The 21,160-nt window shown below is 68.1% G+C and carries 23 protein-coding genes; 8 read left to right on the top strand and 15 right to left on the bottom strand.

Annotated features, from left to right (window positions below; genetic code table 11):
* Positions 1–4: 4 nt before the first annotated feature.
* The 15 genes from BN1313_RS15770 to BN1313_RS15705 all read right to left on the bottom strand — a co-directional run bounded on the left by BN1313_RS15770 (position 5) and on the right by BN1313_RS15705 (position 15,178).
* Positions 5–727: a phage baseplate assembly protein V gene (locus BN1313_RS15770; protein WP_091743265.1), complete on the bottom strand. Its 723-nt coding sequence runs from the start codon at positions 725–727 to the stop codon at positions 5–7.
* Positions 724–1,794 carry a phage late control D family protein gene (locus BN1313_RS15765; RefSeq protein ID WP_091743264.1) on the bottom strand — a complete coding sequence of 357 codons (1,071 nt, stop codon included), beginning with the start codon at positions 1,792–1,794 and terminating at the stop codon, positions 724–726. The genes BN1313_RS15770 and BN1313_RS15765 overlap by 4 nt, the downstream gene beginning before the upstream one ends.
* 1 nt (position 1,795) lies before the next feature.
* A complete protein-coding gene (locus BN1313_RS16675) occupies positions 1,796–1,957 on the bottom strand; it encodes a hypothetical protein (RefSeq protein ID WP_176696068.1) in 162 nt (53 codons plus the stop codon).
* Between the two features lie 2 nt (positions 1,958–1,959).
* Entirely contained in the window at positions 1,960–2,691 is a 732-nt protein-coding gene (locus tag BN1313_RS15760; RefSeq protein ID WP_091743263.1) for a CIS tube protein, read from the bottom strand.
* Positions 2,688–3,194: a phage tail protein gene (locus BN1313_RS15755; protein ID WP_091743262.1), complete on the bottom strand. Its 507-nt coding sequence runs from the start codon at positions 3,192–3,194 to the stop codon at positions 2,688–2,690. Before BN1313_RS15755 ends, BN1313_RS15760 begins: the two co-directional genes overlap by 4 nt.
* Positions 3,191–5,845, bottom strand: a complete 2,655-nt coding sequence (locus BN1313_RS15750) for a phage tail sheath subtilisin-like domain-containing protein (RefSeq protein WP_091743261.1) — start codon at positions 5,843–5,845, stop codon at positions 3,191–3,193. Before BN1313_RS15750 ends, BN1313_RS15755 begins: the two co-directional genes overlap by 4 nt.
* Before the next feature lie 2 nt (positions 5,846–5,847).
* Entirely contained in the window at positions 5,848–6,303 is a 456-nt protein-coding gene (locus tag BN1313_RS15745) for a phage tail protein (protein WP_091743260.1), read from the bottom strand.
* Positions 6,304–6,336: 33 nt separating this feature from the next.
* On the bottom strand, positions 6,337–8,331 hold the full coding sequence (locus BN1313_RS15740; protein WP_091743259.1) for a phage tail sheath family protein: 1,995 nt from the start codon (positions 8,329–8,331) through the stop codon (positions 6,337–6,339).
* A 20-nt stretch (positions 8,332–8,351) separates the two neighbouring features.
* Complete coding sequence (locus BN1313_RS15735; RefSeq protein ID WP_091743258.1) at positions 8,352–9,233, bottom strand: hypothetical protein; 882 nt, start codon at positions 9,231–9,233, stop codon at positions 8,352–8,354.
* On the bottom strand, positions 9,230–9,823 hold the full coding sequence (locus BN1313_RS15730; protein ID WP_091743257.1) for a Pvc16 family protein: 594 nt from the start codon (positions 9,821–9,823) through the stop codon (positions 9,230–9,232). Before BN1313_RS15730 ends, BN1313_RS15735 begins: the two co-directional genes overlap by 4 nt.
* Positions 9,824–9,828: 5 nt before the next feature.
* Positions 9,829–10,191, bottom strand: coding sequence for a helix-turn-helix domain-containing protein (locus BN1313_RS15725; protein ID WP_091743256.1), 363 nt, complete (start codon positions 10,189–10,191; stop codon positions 9,829–9,831).
* A gap of 162 nt (positions 10,192–10,353) precedes the next feature.
* Positions 10,354–11,640 carry a sugar MFS transporter gene (locus tag BN1313_RS15720; protein ID WP_091743255.1) on the bottom strand — a complete coding sequence of 429 codons (1,287 nt, stop codon included), beginning with the start codon at positions 11,638–11,640 and terminating at the stop codon, positions 10,354–10,356.
* Between the two features lie 72 nt (positions 11,641–11,712).
* On the bottom strand, positions 11,713–13,164 hold the full coding sequence (locus BN1313_RS15715; protein ID WP_245620258.1) for an NAD-dependent succinate-semialdehyde dehydrogenase: 1,452 nt from the start codon (positions 13,162–13,164) through the stop codon (positions 11,713–11,715).
* A 1-nt stretch (position 13,165) separates the two neighbouring features.
* Entirely contained in the window at positions 13,166–14,668 is a 1,503-nt protein-coding gene (hpaE, locus tag BN1313_RS15710; RefSeq protein WP_091743253.1) for a 5-carboxymethyl-2-hydroxymuconate semialdehyde dehydrogenase, read from the bottom strand.
* Between the two features lie 51 nt (positions 14,669–14,719).
* Positions 14,720–15,178: a MarR family transcriptional regulator gene (locus tag BN1313_RS15705; protein ID WP_091743252.1), complete on the bottom strand. Its 459-nt coding sequence runs from the start codon at positions 15,176–15,178 to the stop codon at positions 14,720–14,722.
* 81 nt (positions 15,179–15,259) lie between these two features.
* On the opposite strand from BN1313_RS15705, the gene BN1313_RS15700 reads away from it, so the two are divergent.
* Genes BN1313_RS15700 through BN1313_RS15665 form a run of 8 tightly spaced genes read left to right on the top strand, consistent with a single transcriptional unit; the run spans position 15,260 to position 21,067 of the window.
* Positions 15,260–15,895, top strand: coding sequence for a fumarylacetoacetate hydrolase family protein (locus BN1313_RS15700; protein WP_091743251.1), 636 nt, complete (start codon positions 15,260–15,262; stop codon positions 15,893–15,895).
* Positions 15,892–16,635: a fumarylacetoacetate hydrolase family protein gene (locus BN1313_RS15695; protein WP_091743250.1), complete on the top strand. Its 744-nt coding sequence runs from the start codon at positions 15,892–15,894 to the stop codon at positions 16,633–16,635. The genes BN1313_RS15700 and BN1313_RS15695 overlap by 4 nt, the downstream gene beginning before the upstream one ends.
* Positions 16,632–16,958 (top strand): aromatic ring-opening dioxygenase subunit LigA, encoded by a 327-nt coding sequence (locus BN1313_RS15690; protein WP_091743249.1) that lies wholly within the window; start codon positions 16,632–16,634, stop codon positions 16,956–16,958. Before BN1313_RS15695 ends, BN1313_RS15690 begins: the two co-directional genes overlap by 4 nt.
* Before the next feature lies 1 nt (position 16,959).
* The gene (locus BN1313_RS15685; RefSeq protein WP_091743248.1) at positions 16,960–17,778 is read left to right on the top strand and encodes a DODA-type extradiol aromatic ring-opening family dioxygenase; all 819 of its coding nucleotides are present in this window, start codon (positions 16,960–16,962) and stop codon (positions 17,776–17,778) included.
* On the top strand, positions 17,778–18,167 hold the full coding sequence (locus BN1313_RS15680) for a 5-carboxymethyl-2-hydroxymuconate isomerase (protein WP_091743247.1): 390 nt from the start codon (positions 17,778–17,780) through the stop codon (positions 18,165–18,167). The genes BN1313_RS15685 and BN1313_RS15680 overlap by 1 nt, the downstream gene beginning before the upstream one ends.
* The gene (gene hpaH, locus BN1313_RS15675; protein WP_091743246.1) at positions 18,167–18,976 is read left to right on the top strand and encodes a 2-oxo-hept-4-ene-1,7-dioate hydratase; all 810 of its coding nucleotides are present in this window, start codon (positions 18,167–18,169) and stop codon (positions 18,974–18,976) included. The genes BN1313_RS15680 and hpaH overlap by 1 nt, the downstream gene beginning before the upstream one ends.
* A complete protein-coding gene (locus BN1313_RS15670; protein ID WP_091743245.1) occupies positions 18,973–19,734 on the top strand; it encodes an HpcH/HpaI aldolase family protein in 762 nt (253 codons plus the stop codon). The genes hpaH and BN1313_RS15670 overlap by 4 nt, the downstream gene beginning before the upstream one ends.
* 4 nt (positions 19,735–19,738) lie before the next feature.
* Positions 19,739–21,067 carry an MFS transporter gene (locus BN1313_RS15665; protein WP_176696067.1) on the top strand — a complete coding sequence of 443 codons (1,329 nt, stop codon included), beginning with the start codon at positions 19,739–19,741 and terminating at the stop codon, positions 21,065–21,067.
* Positions 21,068–21,160 lie beyond the last annotated feature (93 nt).

Here is a 21,160-nt window from a genome sequence, read left to right as displayed (position 1 = left end):
GGCGTCACCAGATGTTGCCGGCGCCGGGCGTGTAGGACGCGCCCACCACGCTGGTGGCGATGAGGGTGTCGCACTGGACCACGCCGGAGAACTTCGACATGCCGGCGTCGACGGTGACCATGCTGGCGGAGACCGCGACCATGCTGGCGTTGATCGTCACCTTGGCCGAGGCGGTGACGGTGATCCCGGCGATCTCCAGCTTGATGGTGTTGCCGTTGCTGTCGACGATCTCGACCGAGCCGGGGCCATCCTTCAGGGTGATCTTCTGGCCGCCGGGGGTCTCGACGATGAAGGCCTCCTGGCCGTCCTGGTCGTCGAGGGTCAGCTGCACGCCATTGCGCGAGCGCAGCACCTTTTTGTTATTGGCGCCGGCGCCGTCCATCGCCTGCGGCGGCGCGTCGGCGCCGTTCCACAGCATGCCCAGAACATAGGGCCGGCGCGGGTCACCGCCCTGGAAGGCGACCAGCACCTCGTCGTCCACGTCGGGCACGAACCAGCTGCCGCGATCAGGGCCGGCCATCATGGTCGCCAGCCGCGCCCAGGCCTCGTATTCGGCTGATCCGGAATCGGCCGCCCAGGGCAGCTTCTCCTTCTCCCGGCCCTGACCGTCCGGGTCCTTGATGTCGCTGACGATCGCGGGATGGACGCCGTACCAGACCCCGCCGAGACCGGTAGGCACGCGGCCGTCGATCATCGCGCGGTCCGGGGCGAGGCTGAGGAGGCTCATGCCGCACGTCCTAGGTTGGCGCGCTCGCCGGTGAATTCAGTGCGGAAGCCGTGGGCGGTGTCGAAGCGGTGGCGGGTCTGGGCCAGGTAGTATTCGCCCTCGAACAACGGCCCCAGGCCGCGCAGGTCGGCGACGCCGCCGACCCTCAAGCGCGCATCGGCGTCGGCGACGCCACGGCCGACGACGAAGCGGCGGGCCTGGGCGCGGAACCAGCCTTCAGCCATGGCCCTGGCCTCTGCTTCGGTGGCCGGCGTGGTGTGGGCTAGCGTCATGCGGCGCGCCTGCAGCGCCTCGCGCAGCACCGAGGCGCCGCTGACGCCGTCGGTCAGTTCGCCAGAGATCACGGAGTCATCGGCCGTGCTCAGGATGGCCGTCTTGGCCTCGATGTCCCAGCCGGTCGCGGCGACTTCGGTGGCCTGGCCGGCGATATCGGCGATCACTGAGAACTCCCGCAGGCGGCCGTTGAGGGCGAGCGTCGCGGGCTGTCGGCGGCGCTTGTCGCGGGTCGCCACATGCAGGGTCTTGTCTTCAACCCAGACCTCGGCGCCGATGGCGCGAGCGCGGTCGCGCAGAAAGGCGAGGTCGCTCTGGTTGATCTGGGCGAGGCAGCGATGGGTCGGCCCCTCGACATCGATCTGCGGGGTCAGGTCGTGGTCGCCGGCGATGGCGCCAAAGACATCAGCGTCGGTGACGTCTTCGAACGTGCGGCTGCGCCGGCTCTTCCGCAGGTCCTGCAGGCGGTCTTCGGCGAGGACGACCAGTTGTGGCGGCGAGGCCTCCGGAAAGCGCGCCTCAAGGCCGGTGATGCGGCCGTCGAAGAGGACGTCGTCGCCCAGCTTCACGCGGAGGCGCTTGCCGAAGTCCAGCGTCGCCCGGTCGAAGTAGAGGAAACCCAGGGTCCCGTTCTTCGGACCCCAGTTTCCCAGCAGCGCCTCGCAGCGGTGCAGGCCCTCGGTAGTCTCGTCGATGGTCAGGCCGAACAGGCCGCTGGCCAGCTCGGGGCGGCTCTCGTCGCCGACCAAGATGGTCGGGCGAGCCTGGGCGATGCCGGCGGAACCGTCAGCCATCTTAAGCCTCCACCCGGACCAGGCGGTCGGCCAGGTTGCGCAGGATCCGCTCGACCTCCAGGGCCGCCGGCGACGGCGCGCCGTCGGTGACTTCCGGCGCGCTGGCGCCGGGCGCCGGAGCGGGCTCGGCGACGACCTCGAAGTCGTTGATGACGACGGCCATGATCAACGTCCTCCGAAACTGGCTCTGGCGTTGAGGTTGAGCATCGCGCCGGGCGCGATGATCCGCGGGTTCTCGATGCCGTTGGCGCTGGCGATCGCCTGCCAGTCGCCGCGGCCGGCGGCCTGGGCGAGCCCCTGCAGCGTCGCGCCCTGCGGCGCGGCCGAGAGCGGCGAGACGCCCGGTCCCTTGGCCGCGCCCGGCGGGCCGAAGGTCTGGATCAGGATGCGTTGTTGCGAGAGGCCGAGTGAGATCTGCGCCCTGAGCGGGCGGCCTTCGCTGGAGAAGAACTCCAGGTTCTCCTCGAGGCTGTCGATGATGCCGTCGAACTTGAAGGCGCCCCACTGGAAGCGCACCCCGGGCGGGGCATAGGTGTTGGGATCGGCCTGGGCCGGCTGGGCCACCAGGAAGTAGACGACCTCCTGGGTGAGGCGGCGCACATCATCGACCTGGAAGGCGACGTCGGTCGCCGCCGTGACGTCGAACCACAGGGACAGCGACAGCTTGGTCGAGCCGGCGCCCAGATATTGGCGCCCGGCGGTGCCGGCGGCTTGGTCGCCGGTGCGCGGCGCGCCGCCGCTTTCGGAGGCCGTGCGCGAGGGGGTGGACGTCTGGGTCGAGAAGCTGACCTTCAACTGCTCGGGGTTGAATTGGACCTTCAGACGCTTGCCGCCGGGCTTCACATCGGTGAGGTCGGAGTTCAGCTCAATGAGTTCGGCGCGTTCCAGGGCGGTCATCCGAAGAGCCCTCCAGAGGCCGGCTTCAACCGCAAAGTCTCGTAGGCGAGTTGCAGCTCCTCGATGGCGACGAGCCCGTCCTTGGCGTTAAGCGGCGGGGCCTTGACCTTGATCGGCAGGCAGCGGGTCAGAATGAAACGCGCCCGCTCGGTGATCCCGTCGGGGGCGAAGACCACCACCTCGCCGCTGGCCCGCAAAGCGGGGTTGTCCAGCGTGTCGGCGAACCACTGCCAAAGGTCGGTCGAGGCGGTCATGCCGCGCTTCAGGGTCAGGTTGCCGAAGGACGCGGGGCCGGCCAGCCGGATCTGCCGGGCGTTCGAGCCGCCTTCGCGGATGGTCTTGACCTCCATGGTCATCTCCAGCCCGTCGCATTCCGAGAACGAGCCGGCGACCAGGCGGTCGGAGGCGTCGTCGCGGACGATCTCGACGGCGAAGTTGAAAGCCGTGAAGGGCGTGGTGTTCGGCTGTGAGCCGATGGAGATCGAGGCGTCGATCGAGATCATGACCGGCCCTCCGTGACAGCCAGCGCGCCAGCGCTCTGCGTCAGCCGCACGGTCAGGAATCGCATGGGCAGAGACGGGGCGACGCGAAGCTCGACGACGAACCGGCCGGCCTCGACGCCTTGCGGGGTGTTCAGCGCCGGGCCGCAGTCGACCTGGAAGGCGGTCTCTGGCTTGGCGCCGGAGAAGGCGCCGCGCTGGAAGAGGTCGCCGAGATGGCCCTCGAAAACCCGCTCGACGGTGCGGCGGAGGGCCGCGTCATTGGGCTCGAAGACGTAGCGGACGCCGTGGCGCATTGCGAGGCGGCGGATCAGGATCAGCAGGCGGCGCACATTGATCTGCCGCAGCTCCGGATCCAGCGACAGGGTCTCGGCGCCCATCTGCAGAAAACCACGCGCTTCACGGGACAGCGTGTTCACCCCGGCCTCGGCGAGGTCGATCTTGCGGCCTGGAGGCATAGCCGGGGTCAGGGCCAGGGCCTTCTGCAGGGGCTCGTTGGCCGGGGCGATCCAGGCGCCGCGACGGATGGCGCGGGCGGCCATGACACCGGCCATGGGGCCGTCGGGCGGGGTCGTTTCGATGCCCGCGGGGCTGTCGAGGCTGACGACCCAGGGGTGGTAGAGCGCACCGTAGGACAGGGCGCGTTCCTCGCCGGGCCGCAGGCGCTGGAGCTTGGCGGCGTGATCGATGGCGTCGTCCGCGCCGAAGGTCGCCGGCAGGGAAAGCACAGCCATCAGGTCGCCCCGCGCCGCGCAGATCCGCAGGATCGCCTGCTGGACCTCGACCAGGGCGTGGCCATCGGCCGCCGCATCCATGGCGAAGCCCCGGCGGTCGCGGACGATGACGGCGATGGCGGCGGCCCAGCCGCAATTCTCGCCGGGGACCTCAGCGCGGACCCTCCAGAAGATTTCCTGCTCGAGCGGAGCACGCGCCGTGCAGGCGCCGGCGGGGCCGCGGTAAATCTCGCTCGCGCCATCGAAGTCCTCGCGGCTGGCGGCCTCGACCACGCAGACGGCGTTGGGGTCGGAGGCGCGCCAGAAGAGGTCGACCTCGCCAGCGACGCCCAGCGTGGCGTGCAGGGCTTCAATCGACACGGTGCAGATCGAGCAGTCGGCGAAGGCGCTCTCGACGGCGCAGGGATCCGGCTCCCCGGCGATCACCAGGGGCCGCACGACAAAGTCGGCTTCCGCCGAAGGCCGCCAGGCTGGCAGGACCGCGTCGGGGCAGGCGATCAGCGTCGCCTCATCAAGGACGGCGGACTCGTCGATACCGAGGGCGACATGGGCGCCGCGCAGGCGCCGGATCGTCGGGGCGCGATAGCGCAGGTAGTCGGCGGTGGAGACCACCTGGTCCACCGCGACGGCGGCGACGTCCGTGTCAATGAACAGGCCGGCGTCGAAGGTCGAGAGGCCGTCCCGGGCGAGCGCGGCGCGGCCGTCGTGCCCCGCGGGCGCCGGCAGATCCTCGGCATCGAAGAGGGGCACGAAGACGCGACTTTCCCCGTCGAGCCCGGCCAGAGGCAGGGCCGAGGCGCCCAGCGGGCCGCCCGCCAGGCCTGGGGCGGAGGTTCCGGTCGACGACGGCGGCTGGTAGCCGTAGCGGGCGTCGTCGGTGGGCAAGGCGCCAAGGTAGCGTGGGCCTTGCGCAGAAGCGCCGAAACCCAGTTCGCACGTCTTCAGGCCGGGTCCGAGGGCGCTCAGGTCAAGGGTGATCCGGTCACAGCGCAGGGTCCCGGCCGGGGGTGTGGCGGGGACGATCTCCCAGCGTAGCGGGCCTGTGACGGTGGTCCGCATGTCTTCGCCGACAACGGCGGTCGCCAGGATCCAACCGCGCTGACCGTCGGGCCGCAGGAGGTTCAGGATTTCACCGGCGCGGGGTGTCTCGGCGGAGGCCGGCAGGATCAGCTTGGCCTCGTCACTGACAGTCAGGATGGCGGCGCAGGGCGAAAGGGTCAGGCCTGAGGCCTCAACGCCAGCGGCGGGCTCGGCCTGGGCCAGCGCGGACCAGAGAACCGGTCTCAGGCGGCGGCGAACGACGCCCGAAGCGGCGGGGCTTTCATCGATCGTGGCGACGGCGTGCAGGCGCGCTGTTTCAAGGCCGCCCGCGCCGGTCCAGGTGAAGGCCAGGAGTTCGCCGGCCGCCGGCGCGGTCGCAGCGGTCGCTTCTATGCGCGGCTCAGCAGCGAACACGTCTGCCGACAGCAAGGGCTGGGATGTGGCCTGCGGCGCGAGGCTCAGGGTCAGCCGGTCCGCCCAGCTGCCCGCGGATCGGGCGCGCAGTTGCGCCTGGAGCGGCTCGTCGCCGCCGACCGCGATCACGCCAGGCAGGTCAATGCGATTGTAGGCGGCGCTTGCATCAGCGACGCGGACGATCCAGCAGCGCCGCCCGCCATTGGCGAAGAAGGCGCGCACCGCAGGGCCGAGAAGCGCCTTTGCCGGCGCGCCGACGCTGTTGTCCCATGCGAGCGGCGCATCGGCCCCGAAGATCGCCGCGAACTCGACCTTGTCCTCCACCGCCACGGGCAGCTGCAGGGGCCCACGCGACGCCAGCCCGATGAACACACAGATGTCCATCCGCGGCAGGGCCTCGGGCGCCTGGGCCGGTGCGGCGGTGACCCGCACGCCCGGCAGTCGCGTGGCGAGGGTGCTGCTCATCGCTATTCGATCAGCAGCTTCTCGTAAGCCAGGACCATTTCTTCCATGGCCACGTCGGTCCCCTTCGCATTGAGGGGGCCGCAGGTGTATTTGATGATCCGCGCACCCATAAGCTGCCAGGTCAGCGCCGTGGTCTGGCGGTCCTCGCTCTGCAGTTGGACCGTGACGCGGCGCAGGCCGCCGGCGTCGCCGTTCCGGCGGATGTCGTTCAGCCAGCTATAGAGCGCCAGCGTGCCGATCACGCCGCGCTTGAGCGTGACGTCCGAGCTCTTGTTGAGCCCGGTGATCTTGCGGACGTTGTTCTCTTTCTCGTTGCCGTTGCGGTACTCGGCGACGGTGACTTCCGTGCCGATGCCGCTGACCTCCTGGAAGCCGGCGTCGACGGACTCCGGGTTGCCGAGGCCGAGATCGACCAGGAAGTTGAACTGGGTGTAGGGGCGTTCCCTGTTGGCGGCCATCGGGCCTCTCCTTCAGATGGGGGCTGTGCGGGATCAGACCTTGCGGTCGCCGGTCCACTGGCCGATGCGGAAGACCACGAACTCGGCGGGGCGCGAGGCGGCGACGCCGATCTTGCAAACCAGCCGGCCGTTATCGAGATCGTTCTGGCTCATGGTCGAGCGGTCGCAGGTGACAAAGTAGGCCCGCTCCGGCTTCTCGCCGAGGAGCGCGCCGTTCAGCCACTCGTTCAGCAGGAAATCCTCGATCGTTCGTCGGACATTGGCCCAGGTGAGCTCACCATTGGGCTCGAAGACGGCCCATTGGGTGCCCTTGTCGATCGAATGTTCGAGGTAGGCGAAGTAGCGCCGCAGGTTGACGTATTTCCACTCGGGGTCCGAGGAGGCCAGGCGCGCGCCCCACAGGCGGAAGCCGCGGCCGGGGAAGAAGCGGAAGCAGTTGATCCCTTCCGGGTTCAGCACCTCCTGTTCGGAGCGATTCAGGAGCTTCTCGAAGCCGATGGCGCTGCGCACCACCTCGTTGGCCGGCGCCTTGAAGACCGCGCGTTCGATGTCGTTGCGCGCATAGATGCCGGCGACGAAGCCTGACGGCGGCAGGCCGATTTCGGCCCGGGTGATGGGATCCAGGACGCGCACCCAGGGGTAGTAGAAGGCGGCGTACTTGCTATCGATCTTCGCCCGCATCTTGCGGACATCAGAGATGGTCTGGCCCTCCGCGGAGTCGATTACCGCGATGCGGTACTTCAGCGTCTCCGCGTGGATCAGCAGGCTCGAGATGATGGTGTTGGCTTCACGCGCCCGATCCGGATCGCGGTAGTTCCAGGTCGAGCCGGGCGCGGCGACGATCGATATGTCGTCGATCGCCTCGAACTGCTTCAGCCCGGTTTTGAATTCCTGCTCGGGATCGGCTCGGCCCTCATAGTCGCCCGCCGCTGGGACCAGGCCATCGCTGCCACCGTTCAGCTGGATGTCGACGACGATGCCCCGCAGCAAGGACGCGCCGTCCATGACGTCGGCGGCCGCCACGCCGAACAAGGCGGCGACCACGTCGAGGCCATTGAACGCCGTGGGCATCTCAGCGACGAAGGGCGCGCTCAGGTCAGCGCTATTCGGGCTGAAGACTTCCGAGAATCCGTCCTTGGCGCCGCCCGTGCGGTGGTTGGGGTCGAGCGGCAGGTTGGCCCAGGCGCCCAGGAACTCGCCCTGGCGGCTGAACGCGGAGATGGTCAGGGTCAGGACCCGCACCTTCATCCCGCCGGTGGGATCGCCCACGATCTCGGCGCTGTCCACCGGGCTCGTGACCGTCAGGGACGATGCGCTGATTGGCGCGCCGGGGGCGCCGCTGAAGCGCCAAAAGGCGATGTTGCGCGGATCAAGCTCAGTGCTCGTGTCAGGGTGATCCGCCAGGTAGAGGTCGCCGACGCGGCCCGGCGGGGAGGTGATCGGTTCGACCTCGTCGTGGATCCAGATGACATCGCCGGGCACGATCGCGCCCAGGACCGGCCGCTGCTTGCCGCCCGCCACATTGACGGCGCCCAGGACGTTCTCGCCGGCGCGCAGCTCCAGCCGCAGCATGATGTTGCCGGCGGCGCCGGGATGGCGCGCGGTCAGGCTGAAGGGGCTGGCGGGACCAGGCTGCCAGCGGGCGTGTCCGTCAGACCAGTTCGGCCCGGCGCCTAGCAGCGCACCGACGTCGTCGGGCCCCGCGTAATCCTGGTCATCCGGCCGCCTGTAGGCGCGTGACACGTAGAGCCTGCGACCGCCCTCGGCGAAGAACGACCGGGCCGCGTGCCACATATAGTTGTGCACGACGGTCGGACTCGCCGGGTTCGCCCCGAACCGCAGCTGCTCGCCGCCGCCATAGACGCGCTCGAACTCGCCGAGGCTGGTGATGACGTCAGGATCGGCGGTCACTGGCCCGAACCGGGTGGGTCCGACAAAGCCGGTGGTGGTGGTGCTGACGCCCTCGATCGACTTCGCACGATACGAGGTCTCTTCGATGTAGACGCCTGGCGCGAGGTATTCTGGCATCAGACTCTCCTGGTGACCGATCAGTCGACGTAGAGGGATCGCAGGCCGCCCAGGGTCTCGACCCGCAGTTCGTCGCCGAGCTGCAGGGTGAGATCGCCCAGGACGGAGCGGGGGGATTTGCGCGCGAGGAGGGCCGCTTCCGGCTGGCTCGCGAGCCTTGTGAAATCGGGGACGTCAGCCAGGGGTGCAGCCGCGACGTCATGGAACGCCCGGAGGGTGACGGTGGCGGTGAAGACGGGCAGGGCGGCGCCGGTGTTGGCTGAAGAGGCGACGGGCGAAGGCGTGAAGGCGCGCCGCTCAAGCTCGGGGAATGGAAATATCAGCGCGAGATCGCCCCGCGCGTCGGCCAGGCCGAAGCCGGCCACCTCGCCCAGGGCTTTTGCGACGACCAGGGTCCCTGCGGCGGGCGCCTCGTCGGCGGTTCTCTTCAGGGTCGCACGGATCAGGGCGAGGCCGGCTCCGCCCGGTCGGGCCGGCGCCGAGAACAGCGGAATAAATCCCGGCGGGGCGTAGGCGGCCAGCAGGTCCTGCGCCTCGCCGAGCGGGCTTGCAACCACAGCTGTCAGATAGCCCTTGTGCGGGGCGAGCGCCGCGAGCGTCAGCGGCAGGAAGCGGCCCTTCAGGTCGCGGACCTCCAGGGTGAAGGCCGAGCGCGCCACGCCGGCCCAGTAGGCGTCTGAGCCGTCGCCCCAGGTTGTGGCGCTGACCTCAGGCGCATCATGCAGCACATGGACGCCGCTGGCGCTGGGCCTTAGGGGGCGGACAAGGTTCGGCCGGGCGGCGGAGCGCGCCGTGACGGAAAGGCCCTCGCTCACGGGCCGATGGGCGGCGAGATCCCAGAAGCGCACGCCCAGAGGGGCGGTGCGCGTGACCGTGTCGAGTATGCGGATCTGGACGGTCATCGCACGAGGCCTCCGACCTGCAGGACGCGAGTCTGGGCGGGCCCGGCGTCCTTCAGCTCGATGTCGGAATCCAGCGACAGCATCCGCACCGCATAGGTGACGGAGGTCTGCATCTTGGGTTTCAGCTTGTCCCACAGGCCCAGGTAGTCGCCGAGCTCCAGGGGGTCGAAGACCAGTTCGACCGCCTCCTCCGGACGGAAGGTTTCGGGCTCGGCCGCGTAGCTGTTGAGCAGGGCCGAAGGCAGGATCGGCAAATCCTCGAAGAACCGCATGGTCCAGCCCATCAACCGCATCTGGCGCTCGGCGTCGTCGGCCCAGGGCGTGACGATGAACTGCATGTCGACCGGCAGGGACGGTTTGAACCGGCGCCCATCGACGGTGCGGCGGGGCGGCAGGGTGCGCAGGGTGCCGTTGATCGCCACCCGGTACAGGCAGACCGTGAAGCCGTTCTTCGGCGGCTTCTCGAAGCCGGCCGGATGGACGAGCTTGAACTCTACGGTCTCGCCGGCCAGTTCGGCGCTGGGGTAATGGTCCTCGATCAGGCCCAGCATGGCGCGGCCGACCGTCGATATGGCGCGCCAGTCGGCCATGCGGCTCAGGCCTCCGCCGTGGAGGCCGAACGGATTGCCTCCACCAGGGAGGGCGGCGACATCTCCCCCAGGAGGGCGCGGCAGGGCCGCAGCTCATAGATCAGGCCGTGGCCGTCCTCGCCGACGATGGCCAGAACCTTAAGCGGCCGGTCCGAATAGGGTGTGGAGGCCCAGTCGACCGGGGCGGGGATCTTGCGGTGGTCGAGCACCAGGATGTCGGGCCCGATCCGGGCGACGGTCCGCGTCAGGTCCTCGGAGGACAGCGCCTGGCCCACAACCTCCATATCCGGCTGCGCCGCGATCGCATCGGCCAACGCGCCGCTGATGACGCGGGAGGGCGCGGAGACAAGGACTCGGATACGGCTCAAGGTCGCGCTCCATCTGGGCGAGAAGCCGATGGTGCGCAGTAAGCGGCGGCCGCGGAATGGGCCCTTGGACGCTCAGAAGGTCCCCTTGTCGGTCCGGGTCCGTCGACCCGCGAGGCTCAGGATCTCGGCGTCACAAGATCCTGGATCAAAAGGTTCCGGACCTTAAGCTGCGGCCTTCCGGGCGAAGAGGCCGTAGGCGCCGATCAGGCCGTAGCAGAGGGCCGGCGCGATCAGGGCGAAGGCCAGGCTGCCGCTGACGTCGGCGATATGTCCGGTGAGCGGGGGGATCACCGCCCCGCCGACGATCGCGACGCAGATCACGCCCGAGCCTTCGGCGGCGCGTCGGCCGAGCCCTTCGCTCGCCAAGGTGAAGATGGTCGGGAACATCACCGCGTTCATCAGGCCGATGGCCAGCAGGGCGTAACCGGCCACGACGCCGGTGCTGTTGGCTGAGATCAAAATCAGGGCGATGGCGCCGGCCGCGACTGTCGCCAGGACCTTGCCGGGGGCGATGACCCGCAGGACCGCGGCGCCGATGAAGCGGCCGACCAGAGCTCCGCCCCAGTAGAGCGGCACATGCTTGCCGGCGGCCCGTTCGGCGAGACCCATGACATCGGTCTGCATCAGGTAGTTGACGATCAAAGAGCCGATCGCGACCTCTGCGCCGACATAGAGAAAGATGCAGGCTGCGCCGAAACCGAACCTGGGCCGCCTCAGGAGGCTGAAGGCGCGCCATGCGCCGCGAGCCGGCTCCTGTTCCTCATGGAGACGATGGCGCCGGCCCCAGACCACGACGGCCACCAGCAACAGGGCCGCGGCGAGGGCCAGGTAGGTGTGGACTACGGCCTGGGTCTCGGCCTGGCGATAGGCCGACAGCGCTGGGCCTGAGAGATCGCGGACGTCAACGCTCGCCAGGCCGCCCAGGATGATCACCGAGCCGACATAGGGGAAGATCGTCGTGCCCAGCGAGTTGAACGCCTGAGCGAAGGTCAGGCGGCTATGGGCGGTCCGCGGCGGTCCCAGCATCGAGATCAATGGGTTGGCGACCACCTGAACAATGGTCACCCCGCCAGCCAGGACGAACAGGGCCGCGAGAAAGACGCTGAACCGGGCCGAGGACGAGGCGGGGATGAAAAGGAGGCAACCCACCGTCATGGCCGCAAGGCCGATGGCCGCAGTGCGCATATGGCCGAAGCGCCGCAGCAGGGCTGCGCCGGGGATCGACACCAGGAAGTAGGCGGTGAAGAAGGCCGATTGGACGAGCAGCGCCTGGAAGTAGCTGAGGGTGAAGAGGTCCTTCAGCTTTGGGATGATGACGTCGTTCAGGCTGGTGATGCCGCCGAAGATGAAGAACAGGGCGAAGACGAAGGCCCGCAGATCCGGCAGGTCGGCGTAGGTCTCGACCGGTGAATGAGCGCTCGGCGCCGTCGCCTGTGTTGGAATCGCCATGTTTCGCTCCCGCCCCTGTCGCGATGTGGACACAGACGATCACGCTCGCAAAGGCGATCCGTTCAGGCGGCCCTAGAGGCCGCTTTCGATCGCCATGCAGATATATTTGAGCTCCATATAGTCATCGAGGCCATGGCGGGAGCCTTCGCGGCCGAGGCCTGATTGCTTGACCCCGCCGAACGGGGCGACCTCGGTGGAGAGCAGGCCGGTGTTCGCGCCCACCATTCCCACTTCAAGCGCCTCGCTCACGCGCCAGAGGCGCGAGGCGTCGCGGGTGAAGACGTAGGCGGCGAGGCCGAACTCCGAGTCATTGGCGAGGCGGATCGCCTCGGCCTCGTCAGTGAAGCGAACGACCCCGGCGAGGGGCCCGAAAGTTTCCTCCGCCAGCAGGGTCATGCCGGGGGCGACGCCCTCCAACAGAGTGGGCTGGTAGAAGCGCTCGCCGGCCGCATGGCGGGCGCCGCCCAGCCGCAAGGTTGCACCCTTGGCGAGGGCGTCGGCGACATGGCGTTCCACCTTGGCGACGGCCTGCGGCTCGATCAACGGGCCGACGAGCGCGCCGGGCGAGGCCCCGGCGCCGACCGGCAAACCAGCCATGGCCTCTGCGAGGCGCGCGACGAAGCGATCGTGGATGCCCGCCTGGACATAGAAGCGGTTGGTGCAGACGCAGGTCTGGCCAGCGTTGCGGAATTTCGACTGTATCGCGCCTTCGACCGCCGCCTCGAGATCGGCGTCGTCAAAGACCAGAAAAGGCGCGTTGCCGCCCAGTTCGAGGCTCAGCTTCTTGATGGTGTCGGCCGACTGTCGGAACAGCTTGGCGCCTGTGGCGGTGGATCCGGTGAAGCTCACTTTGCGCACGACCGAACTTGCGGTCAGCGTTTCGCCGATGGCGGCCGCGTCGAGGCCGGTGACAATGTTCAACAAGCCGACCGGCAGACCCGCCTGTTCGGCCAGGACCGCGATGGCCAGCGCTGAGAACGGGGTCTGGTGTGCGGGCTTGACCACGCAGGCGCAGCCCGCGGCGAGCGCCGGGGCGATCTTGCGGGTGATCATCGCCAGCGGGAAGTTCCAAGGCGTGATCGCCGCGACCACGCCGACGGGCTGGCGGATGACGAACAGCCGGCGGTCGCGCTGGTGGCCAGGGATGATCTCGCCGTAGGCGCGTCGGGCCTCTTCGGCGAACCACTCGAAAAAGCTGGCGGCGTAGAGCACCTCGTTGCGCGCCTCGCTCAGGGGCTTGCCCTGTTCCGAGGTCATGAGAGCGGCGAGCGCGTCAGCGTGCTCGACCATGAGGTCGCCCGTGCGCCGCAGGATGACGGCGCGTTCCTTGGCGGTGCGCGCGGCCCATTCAGGCATGGCGGCCTGGGCGGCGGCGATCGCCTCGCGGGTTTCGGCGGGGCCGAAGTCGGGGACCCGGCCGATCACGGCGCCGGTGGCGGGATCATCGACCTCGATCCAGGCGTCGCTCGAACGCCATTCACCGCCAATCGGGCAGGCCTCGCGCTTCAGCGCCGCGACATCCACCTCAGACGCCCAGGCGCTGGATCTTGTGTTGGCCTGTGGCCAGGGCGACGTTCTTCGTCTCCATGTAGAAGTCGAAGCTCCAGTCGCCGCCATCGCGGCCGATGCCGGACGCCTTTGTTCCGCCGAACGGCGTCGGCAGATGGCGCACATTCTCGCTGTTGACCCAGACCATCCCGGCTTCGAGCGCGTTGGAGACGCGGATCGCGCGGCCCAGGTCGTTCGTCCACAGGTAGCCCGCCAGGCCGTACTCGACGTCGTTAGCCTTGGCGATGGCGTCGGCCTCGTCGTCGAAGGCGATGGCCGTCAGCACTGGGCCGAAGATTTCCTCACGGGCGATCCTCATGGTCTGCTCGGCCTCGACAAACAGCGTCGGCTCGAAGAACAGGCCCGGACGATCCATCCGGCAGCCGCCCACCGCGATCCGGGCCCCGTCGGCGCGCGCCACGTCCATATAGCTAGCCACCTTGTCGAGATGGCGCTGGTGGATCAGCGGGCCGACTTCCGTGGCGGGATCAAAGGGATCGCCGACCTTCAGGTTGCGCACGCGCGCAGCGACCTTCTCAATGAACGCGTCGTGGATCGAGCGCTGAACCAGCAAGCGCGAGGAGGAGGTGCAGCGCTGGCCGTTGAGCGAATAGATCATGAACACCGCCGCATCGACGGCGCGGTCAAGGTCCGCGTCCTCGAAGACGATGACCGGATTCTTGCCGCCGAGTTCGAAGTGCACGCGCTTCAGCGTTTCCGAGCCCTGACGCATGATCGCCGAGCCCGTCTTGGACTCGCCTACGAAGGCTATGGCCTTGATGTCGCGATGTTCGGTCAAGCGCTTGCCGGTGGTCTCGCCAAGGCCATTCACCGCGTTGAACACCCCCGGGGGCAGGCCAGCCTCCGCCGCGATCTCGACAAGGAGGCGCGCCGAATAGGGCGACCATTCGGCGGGCTTGTGGACGACCGTGCAACCGGCCGCCAGGGCCGGTGCGATCTTCCACGTCGAGAGCATGAACGGTGTGTTCCAGGGCGTGATCACCGCCACAGGGCCGATCGGTTGACGCAGGGTGTAGTTCAGGTGAGTGGCGGTCGGCAGCGACTGCCCGTCGTTGGCCATCGGCGCGCGGTCGGCGAAGAAGCGGAAGTTTTCGGCGCCCCGTTCGGCCGCCTTCGACATGAAACGCCAGCATTGGCCCGCGTCCAGGCATTCGACGGCCGCGATCTCGTCGGCGCGAGCCTGGATGATGTCAGCCATCTTGTGCAGCAGCTTGCGACGTTGGTCGCCCGGCGTCGCCGCCCAGGCGGGGAAGGCGGCCTTCGCCGCGCCCACCGCAGCATCGACCTCCGCGGCCGTCGCATCGCGCGTCTGGCCCAGGATTTCACCGGTCGCCGGTTCGCTGACTTCGAACAGCGCTCCTTCGCCAGGGACATCTGCGCCGCCGATGAAGTGGCCGAGCGGACGTTCCTTAAAGGCGGCGATGGCCTGAAGAGCCATGTCGCGACGGGACTGGGTCATATTTTGGTTCCTCCTGGCGGCGCCGACATATTGCTTATCGTGTTAAGTGGTTCAAGCCTCTTCCGCAGCGATGCTTTCGATGGCCTGGGCGAGCGCCGCCAGTTCGCCGCGGAGCGCCGCGACGCGATCAGCGCCGAAACGGGCTTCGATTTCGGTCAGGATCTTCAGCGTCTCACGGGCCGCCTGGGTCACCAGATCGCGGCCGGCGTCAGTAATCGTCACGACGGACCGACGGGCGTCGGACGCGTCGCTCGCGCGATGGATCAGTCCGCGCTCCAGCAACTCGCGCAGAATGCGGGTGACGCTTGGGGGGTGCAGCAGGGCTCGGCGCGCCAGATTGGTCGGATCGAGGGCGCCGTCGTCCAGCACGCGTAGCACGCGCCACTGTTGCTCGGTGACATTGACCGCCCGCAGGCTGGGGCGGATCGGCGCGACCACGGCTTCGCGCGCAGCGAGCAAGGTGCCAGCGAGAGATTGGGAATAGGGCAACAGCCCGGTGCGTGTCTTCATTGGCCTCAGAAGGCCACGGTTCGAAGCGATTGACAAATTACCATGTTAAGCAATAGGCCTTGCGTCAGGGAGGACTAACGCATGCTAGACGGCACAGCCTACGGCGTCGTTCTGAATGATCGCGACGAACGCCAGGCGCTGAGCGGCGCGTTCGGGGAGCCCCCCTACGGCAAGCCCCCTGTGGCGCCGGTGCTCTACATCAAACCCCGCACCTGCGCGGCGCCGTCAGGTGCTGCTGTCGCTTTGCCGGCTGGCATGGAAGTGCGCGTCGCCGCCACCCTGGCCCTGCTGTTCACCCGCGACACGGCCAAGGCGGAGCGCGGCCGCGCGTTTGATGGCGTCGGCGCGGTGCGCCTGGCCCTCGATCTGGCCCAACCGCACGCCAGCTACTATCGACCGGCCGTCCGCGAATTGTCGCGCGACGGCTTCCTGCCGCTCGGCGCGACAGCGCCCTTCGATGCGTCCCTGGGGAAAGCGACCATAACCACCCTGGTGGATGGGCAAGAGGTTCACGCCTGGTCGCTGTCACGGCTGGCGCGGAGCCTCGAGGACCTTATCGTCGATATCTCCAGCTTCATGACCTTCGCCGCCGGCGACCTGCTGCTTGTCGGTCTGCCCGGAGACGCACCCCACGCCACGATCGGCCAGGGTGTCGAAGCCCGCTGCGACGGCCTGCCCGGCGTCCGCGTTCAACTTGTCGAGGAGGCCCTGGCATGAAGCGCGCGCGTATCGCCCTGAATGGTCGCGCTGTGTGGGGCGTGGTCGACAATGACGCCGTCGTTCTGCCGGGCGGGCGGGCTGTCGCTCTGGCCAACGCCCATTTCCTGCCGCCGGTGACGCCTGGCGCGAGCATTTTCGCCCTGGGTCTCAACTACGCGGATCACTCGGTCGAGCTCGGGTTCAAACCGCCTTCAGCGCCGCTGATCTTTCTGAAGGGTCCCAACACGCTCGTGGGTCACGATGCGGTCTCGCCTCGGCCGGCCGACGCCAACCAGATGCACCCTGAATGCGAGCTTGTCGCCATCATCGGCCGTCCGGCCCGCAAGGTCCGCCAGGCTGACGCGCTGGACTATGTCGGCGGCTACACCGTCACCTGCGACTACGCGATCCGCGAGTATCTCGAAAACTACTACCGCCCGAACCTGCGCGTGAAGAACCGCGACGCGACCACGCCGATCGGGCCGTGGATCGTCGACGCCGCCGATGTCGGCGATCCCCAGGCCTTGGCCCTATCGAGCAGCGTCAACGGAAACGTCGTCCAGCATGGCTCGACCGCCGACATGGTGTTCCCCGTCGCCGAGCTCATCGCCTACCTTTCCGACTTCATGACCTTGATGCCTGGCGACATGATCATGACGGGCACGCCGCACGGCGTGCACTTTGTGCAGGGCGGCGACGAGGTGGTTTGCGAAATCGAAAAGGTGGGCCGACTGGTCAACCGCGTGGAGGCCGAATGAGCCTTTATCAACTGAGCAAGCTGCTCTTCCAGCTCAACCGCGACGACGATCTGAAGCAGCGCTTCGCCGCCGATCCCGCCGGGGTCGTCAAGGGATTGCCCCTGACCGAGGAGGAGCAGCGCGCCCTCCTCGAACCGGACATCGGCCTGCTCTACGTCCTCGGCGTAAACGGCCAGATACTCATGCACTACGCCGCTTTCTGCGGGGTCGAGTGGTCCGACTACCTGCAACGCATGCGCGACGGGGTGAAAATTCACGGGCCGGTGCGCGCCGGCATCTACGCCATGACCACCGGCGTCGACGAAAAGATCGCAGGAGCCTGACATGCCTTTGGTTTTCGCCGGGATCTGCAGCCACGCCCCCGGAATCACCGGTCGCGCCGAACGCGCGCCGCCTGAGCTGCGCGAGCCTCTCTACGCGGCCTTCGAAGGGCTGCGTCGCGACTTGCACGCGGCCAAGCCCGACGCGGTGATCATCATCGCCGCCGAGCACTTCGCCAACTTCTTCATGGATAACATGCCCGCCTACGCGATCGGCATGGGCGAGACCTACGAGGGACCGATCGAGGACGCCGCCTGGCTGGGCATTCCCAAGCGCGCGGCGCACGGCGATCCGGACCTGTCGCGGAGGCTGATCGCCGAGATGCAGCAAACCGTCGACGTCGCCTACGCCGAAGAGTGGAAGCTGGACCACGGCATCATGGTGCCGCTGCATTTCCTGGATCCGAAAAACGAGCTGAAGCTGATCCCGGCCAACATTAACTGCCAGGGTCCGCCACTGACGCCGCTGCACCGGGCCTGGGCGTTTGGCGAAGCCATCCGCCGTGCGGCCGACGCCGTGCCGGAACGCATAGCCCTGATTGGCACCGGCGGCATCTCGCACTGGCCGGCGACCCCGGACTCCGGGCGCATTAATGAAGCCTGGGACCGCGAGTTCCTGGCGCGCTGGAGCGCCGGCGATAAGGCGGCGATGCTCGACTACACCGACGAGGCCACCTACCGCGACGGCGGCCAGGGCGGCTTCGAGATCCGTACGCTCATCGCCACGGCCGCGGCCGCCGGCGGCAAGGGCAAGCTCGCCATCTACCAACCGATTCCAATCTTCGCGGTGGGCTGCACCGTGGCCGAAATGGAGATCGCCTGATGGCCCACGCCACGGTGGAATGGACGGCCAACCTGGAAGGCAAGTTCGATCGGCCAGCCCTCCTGCGGCTGATCGCCGACGAGATGCGTCTACGTTCTGACGGCGTCTTCCCGGTGGGCGGCATTCGCGTCCGCGCGATCCGGCTCGACGAGTATGTGATCGCCGACGGCGCCGAGCCGCGTGACGCCTTTATCAACATCGACATCAAGATGGGCGCGGGCCGTCCAGCGGAATTCCGAAAGGCCTTCTTCGACCAGATGTTCGCCGCGGTGCGGGCCGAGCTGGGCGACCTCTTCGACCGCGAGCCGCTAGCGCTCTCCCTCTACGTCGAGGAAGCCGAGGGCTGGAAGCACAACACCATCCATCAACGCCTGAGCAGGACCGCCTGATGGCCTTCGCCAAGGACAATGACGCCCAGAGCTTGGCCCAGCGGCTCGACCGGGCTGAGCGCGATCGGGTTCAGCTGTCGCACTTCTCCCAGGAAAATCCCGACATGACGGTCGAGGACGCCTACGCTGTGCAGCGGGCGTGGACCGACCTGAAGATCGCCGGCGGGCGGCGCAAGATCGGCCACAAGATCGGCCTGACCAGCCGCGCCATGCAGCGCTCGTCCAATATCTCCGAGCCCGATTACGGCCTGCTGCTGGACGACATGCTGTTCGAGAACGGTCAGGACGTACCATTCGAACGCTTCATCGTGCCCCGCGTCGAGGTCGAGTTGGCCTTCCTGCTGAAGCGCCCGCTTCAAGGACCCGGCCGGACGATCTTCGACGTTCTCGACGCCACAGATTACATCGTGCCGGCCATCGAGATCATCGACGCCCGCATCGAGCAGGTCGACAAGGCGAGCGGCGTCACCCGCAAGGTGTTCGACACGATCTCCGATAACGCCGCGAACGCGGGCCTCGTGCTCGGCGGCCGGCCGATCCGGCCCCTGGACGTCGATCTGCGCTGGGTGTCGGCGCTGCTGTTCCGCAATGGCGTCGTGGAGGAATCCGGCGTCGCCGCTGCGGTGCTGAACCATCCGGCCAATGGCCCGGCCTGGCTGGCCAACAAGCTCGCGCCGCACGGCGAGACCCTGGAGGCCGGCGAGATCATCTTGGGCGGCAGCTTCACCGCACCGGTGCCGGCTCGACCGGGCGACACGTTCCATGTCGACTACGGTCCCCTGGGCTCCATCAACGTGCGGTTCGCATGAGCGATTTCACCGACCTGATCGCCCAGAGCTCGCCGCTGGTCGGCTTGTGGCAGGCCCTGGCCACGCCCTATACGGCTGAAATCTGCGCGGGAGCCGGCTACGACTGGCTGTTGTTCGACGGCGAGCACGCGCCCAACACTCTGCAGACTTTGGTCGGCCAGTTGCAGGCGATCTCTCGCCATCCCGTGCATCCGGTCGCTCGCCCGCCGTCGGACGATCCCGCGGTGATCAAGCAGTATCTCGACATTGGCTTTCCGACCCTGCTGGTGCCGATGGTCGACGACGCGGTCCAGGCCGCCCGCATCGTCGCGTCCACCCGCTTCCCGCCGGAAGGCTTTCGGGGCGTCGCTAGCGCCACGAGCCGGGCGTCCGGCTTCGGCGCTGAGCCCGGCTATCTTGCCGCGCAACGCAACCGCGTCGGGGTGATCGTGCAGATCGAGAGCCTGGCGGGCCTGGATTCGGTTGAGGCGATCGCCGCCGTCCCTGGCGTCGACGCCCTGTTCATTGGCCCAGGGGATCTCTCCGCGGCCATGGGTCATCTCGGAAATCCGCGTCATCCGGATGTCCAAGCCGCCATCGACGACGCCTTCGGCAAGATCAAGGCCGCTGGCAAGCCTGCAGGGATCTTCGCCCTGGACGCCGAGGATGCTCGCAAGCGGTTCGCCCAAGGGTTCAGTTTCGCCTCTGTCGGCACCGACATCGGCGTTTTGGCGTCGAGCGTCCGGGCGCTGCGCGCGGGCTTCAAGACCGAAACCTGAGGCGGTGAACCGCGCCGACGGCCTGTACGCCGCCAATCCGGATCTTGATCGGGCCACCGGTAAGGTCTTCCGGCGACTGCTGCCGATCCTGATGGCCTGCTATGTCCTGGCCTTCTTGGACCGGATCAACTTCGGCTTCGCGGCGCTCTCGATGAACCGCGACCTTGGCCTGACGGTCGCTCAGTTCGGCCTCGCCGGGACGATTTTCTACGTCGCCTATTTCTGCTTCGAGGTGCCATCGAACCTCCTGATGGTGCGCTTCGGTGCGCGCCTTTGGATTGCCAGGATAATGGTCACCTGGGGCCTGGCCTCCATGGCGACAGCGCTGATCAGCGGCCCCATGGGCCTTTATATCGTCCGCGGTCTGCTGGGTCTGGGCGAGGCGGGGTTTGTGCCTGGCGTCCTGCTCTACCTGACCTACTGGATGCCGGCTCGCCATCGCGGCCGGGCGACCTCGCTCTTCATGATGGCCCAACCGATCGCCATCGCCATCGGTTCGCCGATCTCGGGCCTGATCATGGATCAGATGCACGGCGCCTTGGGTTTGCGCGGCTGGCAGTGGCTGTTTCTCATTGAAGGGACGCCGACCATCCTGCTGGGCGTGGCGCTCTTGCGCCTGCTGCCGGACCGGCCTGAGACCGCCGCCTGGCTGAGCCCCGCCGAAGCGTCCGCTCTCAAGGCGCAGTTGGCGAGCGAGCCGTCGGCAGGCGGTCATCATGGACCCCAGGGCGTGGGACTACGCGACGTACTCAACGCGCCTTTCATCGCCCTGTCTGGCGCTTACTTCGCCCTGGTTGCCGCGCTCAGCACGGTCTCCAACTTCTCTCCGCTGATCCTCAAGGACATCTTCGGCGCCGCCAGCGGGCCGATGACCGTCGGGCTGGTGGCGGCCATGCCTGGTCTGGCCGCTGTCCTCGTCATGCCCTTCCTGAGCGCTTCTTCCGACCGCCGCCAAGAGCGAGGTTGGCACTTCGTCGGCGCCGCTGGGGCAGCGGCGCTGGGCTGGTTCGCCACCACTCTGACGGGGGCGCCAGCCTTCCAAATCCTGGGCCTTATCGCCGCCACCGCCGGCGGCTACGCCGCCATGCCGATTCTTTGGACCCTGCCGCCGGTTTTGCTGCGCGCCGCAGCTCGCCCGGTCGGCATCGCCGTCATCAGCTCCGCCGGCATCGCCGGGTCCATCGTCAGTCCGGTCTTGAACGGGCACCTGCGCCAGGCGACCGGAAGTTATGTGACGACCGGCTGGTACGGCGCTGGCTGCATGGCGTTGGCGCTCATTCTCGTCGCCCTGTCCGTCCGCCTGCAAAAGCGCGCGGGTGAAGGCGAGGCATGACGCCGCGTGGGCCAGCTCATCCGGGTCTTGGCGACTTTAAACTTAACGTGTTAATTACTCCGGCGATCAGGACGGCGCGGCGCGTTGTCGAGG

This window comes from Phenylobacterium immobile (ATCC 35973), from assembly GCF_001375595.1.
In the GTDB taxonomy this organism is placed as follows: Bacteria; Pseudomonadota; Alphaproteobacteria; order Caulobacterales; family Caulobacteraceae; genus Phenylobacterium; species Phenylobacterium immobile.
This window is presented reverse-complemented; position numbering and strand designations above follow the sequence as displayed.

Excerpts from the sequence above, each read along its gene's own strand:
- BN1313_RS15720 (WP_091743255.1), bottom strand. The coding sequence starts at position 11,640 with ATGGCGATTCCAACACAGGCGACGGCGCCGAGCGCTCATTCACCGGTC.
- BN1313_RS15685 (WP_091743248.1), top strand. The coding sequence starts at position 16,960 with ATGCCTTTGGTTTTCGCCGGGATCTGCAGCCACGCCCCCGGAATCACC.
- BN1313_RS15680 (WP_091743247.1), top strand. The coding sequence starts at position 17,778 with ATGGCCCACGCCACGGTGGAATGGACGGCCAACCTGGAAGGCAAGTTC.
- BN1313_RS15705 (WP_091743252.1), bottom strand. The coding sequence starts at position 15,178 with ATGAAGACACGCACCGGGCTGTTGCCCTATTCCCAATCTCTCGCTGGC.
- BN1313_RS15730 (WP_091743257.1), bottom strand. The coding sequence starts at position 9,823 with ATGGCCGACTGGCGCGCCATATCGACGGTCGGCCGCGCCATGCTGGGC.
- BN1313_RS15735 (WP_091743258.1), bottom strand. The coding sequence starts at position 9,233 with ATGACCGTCCAGATCCGCATACTCGACACGGTCACGCGCACCGCCCCT.
- BN1313_RS15760 (WP_091743263.1), bottom strand. The coding sequence starts at position 2,691 with ATGACCGCCCTGGAACGCGCCGAACTCATTGAGCTGAACTCCGACCTC.
- hpaH (WP_091743246.1), top strand. The coding sequence starts at position 18,167 with ATGGCCTTCGCCAAGGACAATGACGCCCAGAGCTTGGCCCAGCGGCTC.
- BN1313_RS15700 (WP_091743251.1), top strand. The coding sequence starts at position 15,260 with ATGCTAGACGGCACAGCCTACGGCGTCGTTCTGAATGATCGCGACGAA.
- BN1313_RS15770 (WP_091743265.1), bottom strand. The coding sequence starts at position 727 with ATGAGCCTCCTCAGCCTCGCCCCGGACCGCGCGATGATCGACGGCCGC.
- BN1313_RS15670 (WP_091743245.1), top strand. The coding sequence starts at position 18,973 with ATGAGCGATTTCACCGACCTGATCGCCCAGAGCTCGCCGCTGGTCGGC.
- BN1313_RS15690 (WP_091743249.1), top strand. The coding sequence starts at position 16,632 with ATGAGCCTTTATCAACTGAGCAAGCTGCTCTTCCAGCTCAACCGCGAC.
- hpaE (WP_091743253.1), bottom strand. The coding sequence starts at position 14,668 with ATGACCCAGTCCCGTCGCGACATGGCTCTTCAGGCCATCGCCGCCTTT.
- BN1313_RS15695 (WP_091743250.1), top strand. The coding sequence starts at position 15,892 with ATGAAGCGCGCGCGTATCGCCCTGAATGGTCGCGCTGTGTGGGGCGTG.
- BN1313_RS15750 (WP_091743261.1), bottom strand. The coding sequence starts at position 5,845 with ATGAGCAGCACCCTCGCCACGCGACTGCCGGGCGTGCGGGTCACCGCC.
- BN1313_RS15765 (WP_091743264.1), bottom strand. The coding sequence starts at position 1,794 with ATGGCTGACGGTTCCGCCGGCATCGCCCAGGCTCGCCCGACCATCTTG.
- BN1313_RS15740 (WP_091743259.1), bottom strand. The coding sequence starts at position 8,331 with ATGCCAGAATACCTCGCGCCAGGCGTCTACATCGAAGAGACCTCGTAT.
- BN1313_RS15745 (WP_091743260.1), bottom strand. The coding sequence starts at position 6,303 with ATGGCCGCCAACAGGGAACGCCCCTACACCCAGTTCAACTTCCTGGTC.
- BN1313_RS15755 (WP_091743262.1), bottom strand. The coding sequence starts at position 3,194 with ATGATCTCGATCGACGCCTCGATCTCCATCGGCTCACAGCCGAACACC.
- BN1313_RS16675 (WP_176696068.1), bottom strand. The coding sequence starts at position 1,957 with ATGGCCGTCGTCATCAACGACTTCGAGGTCGTCGCCGAGCCCGCTCCG.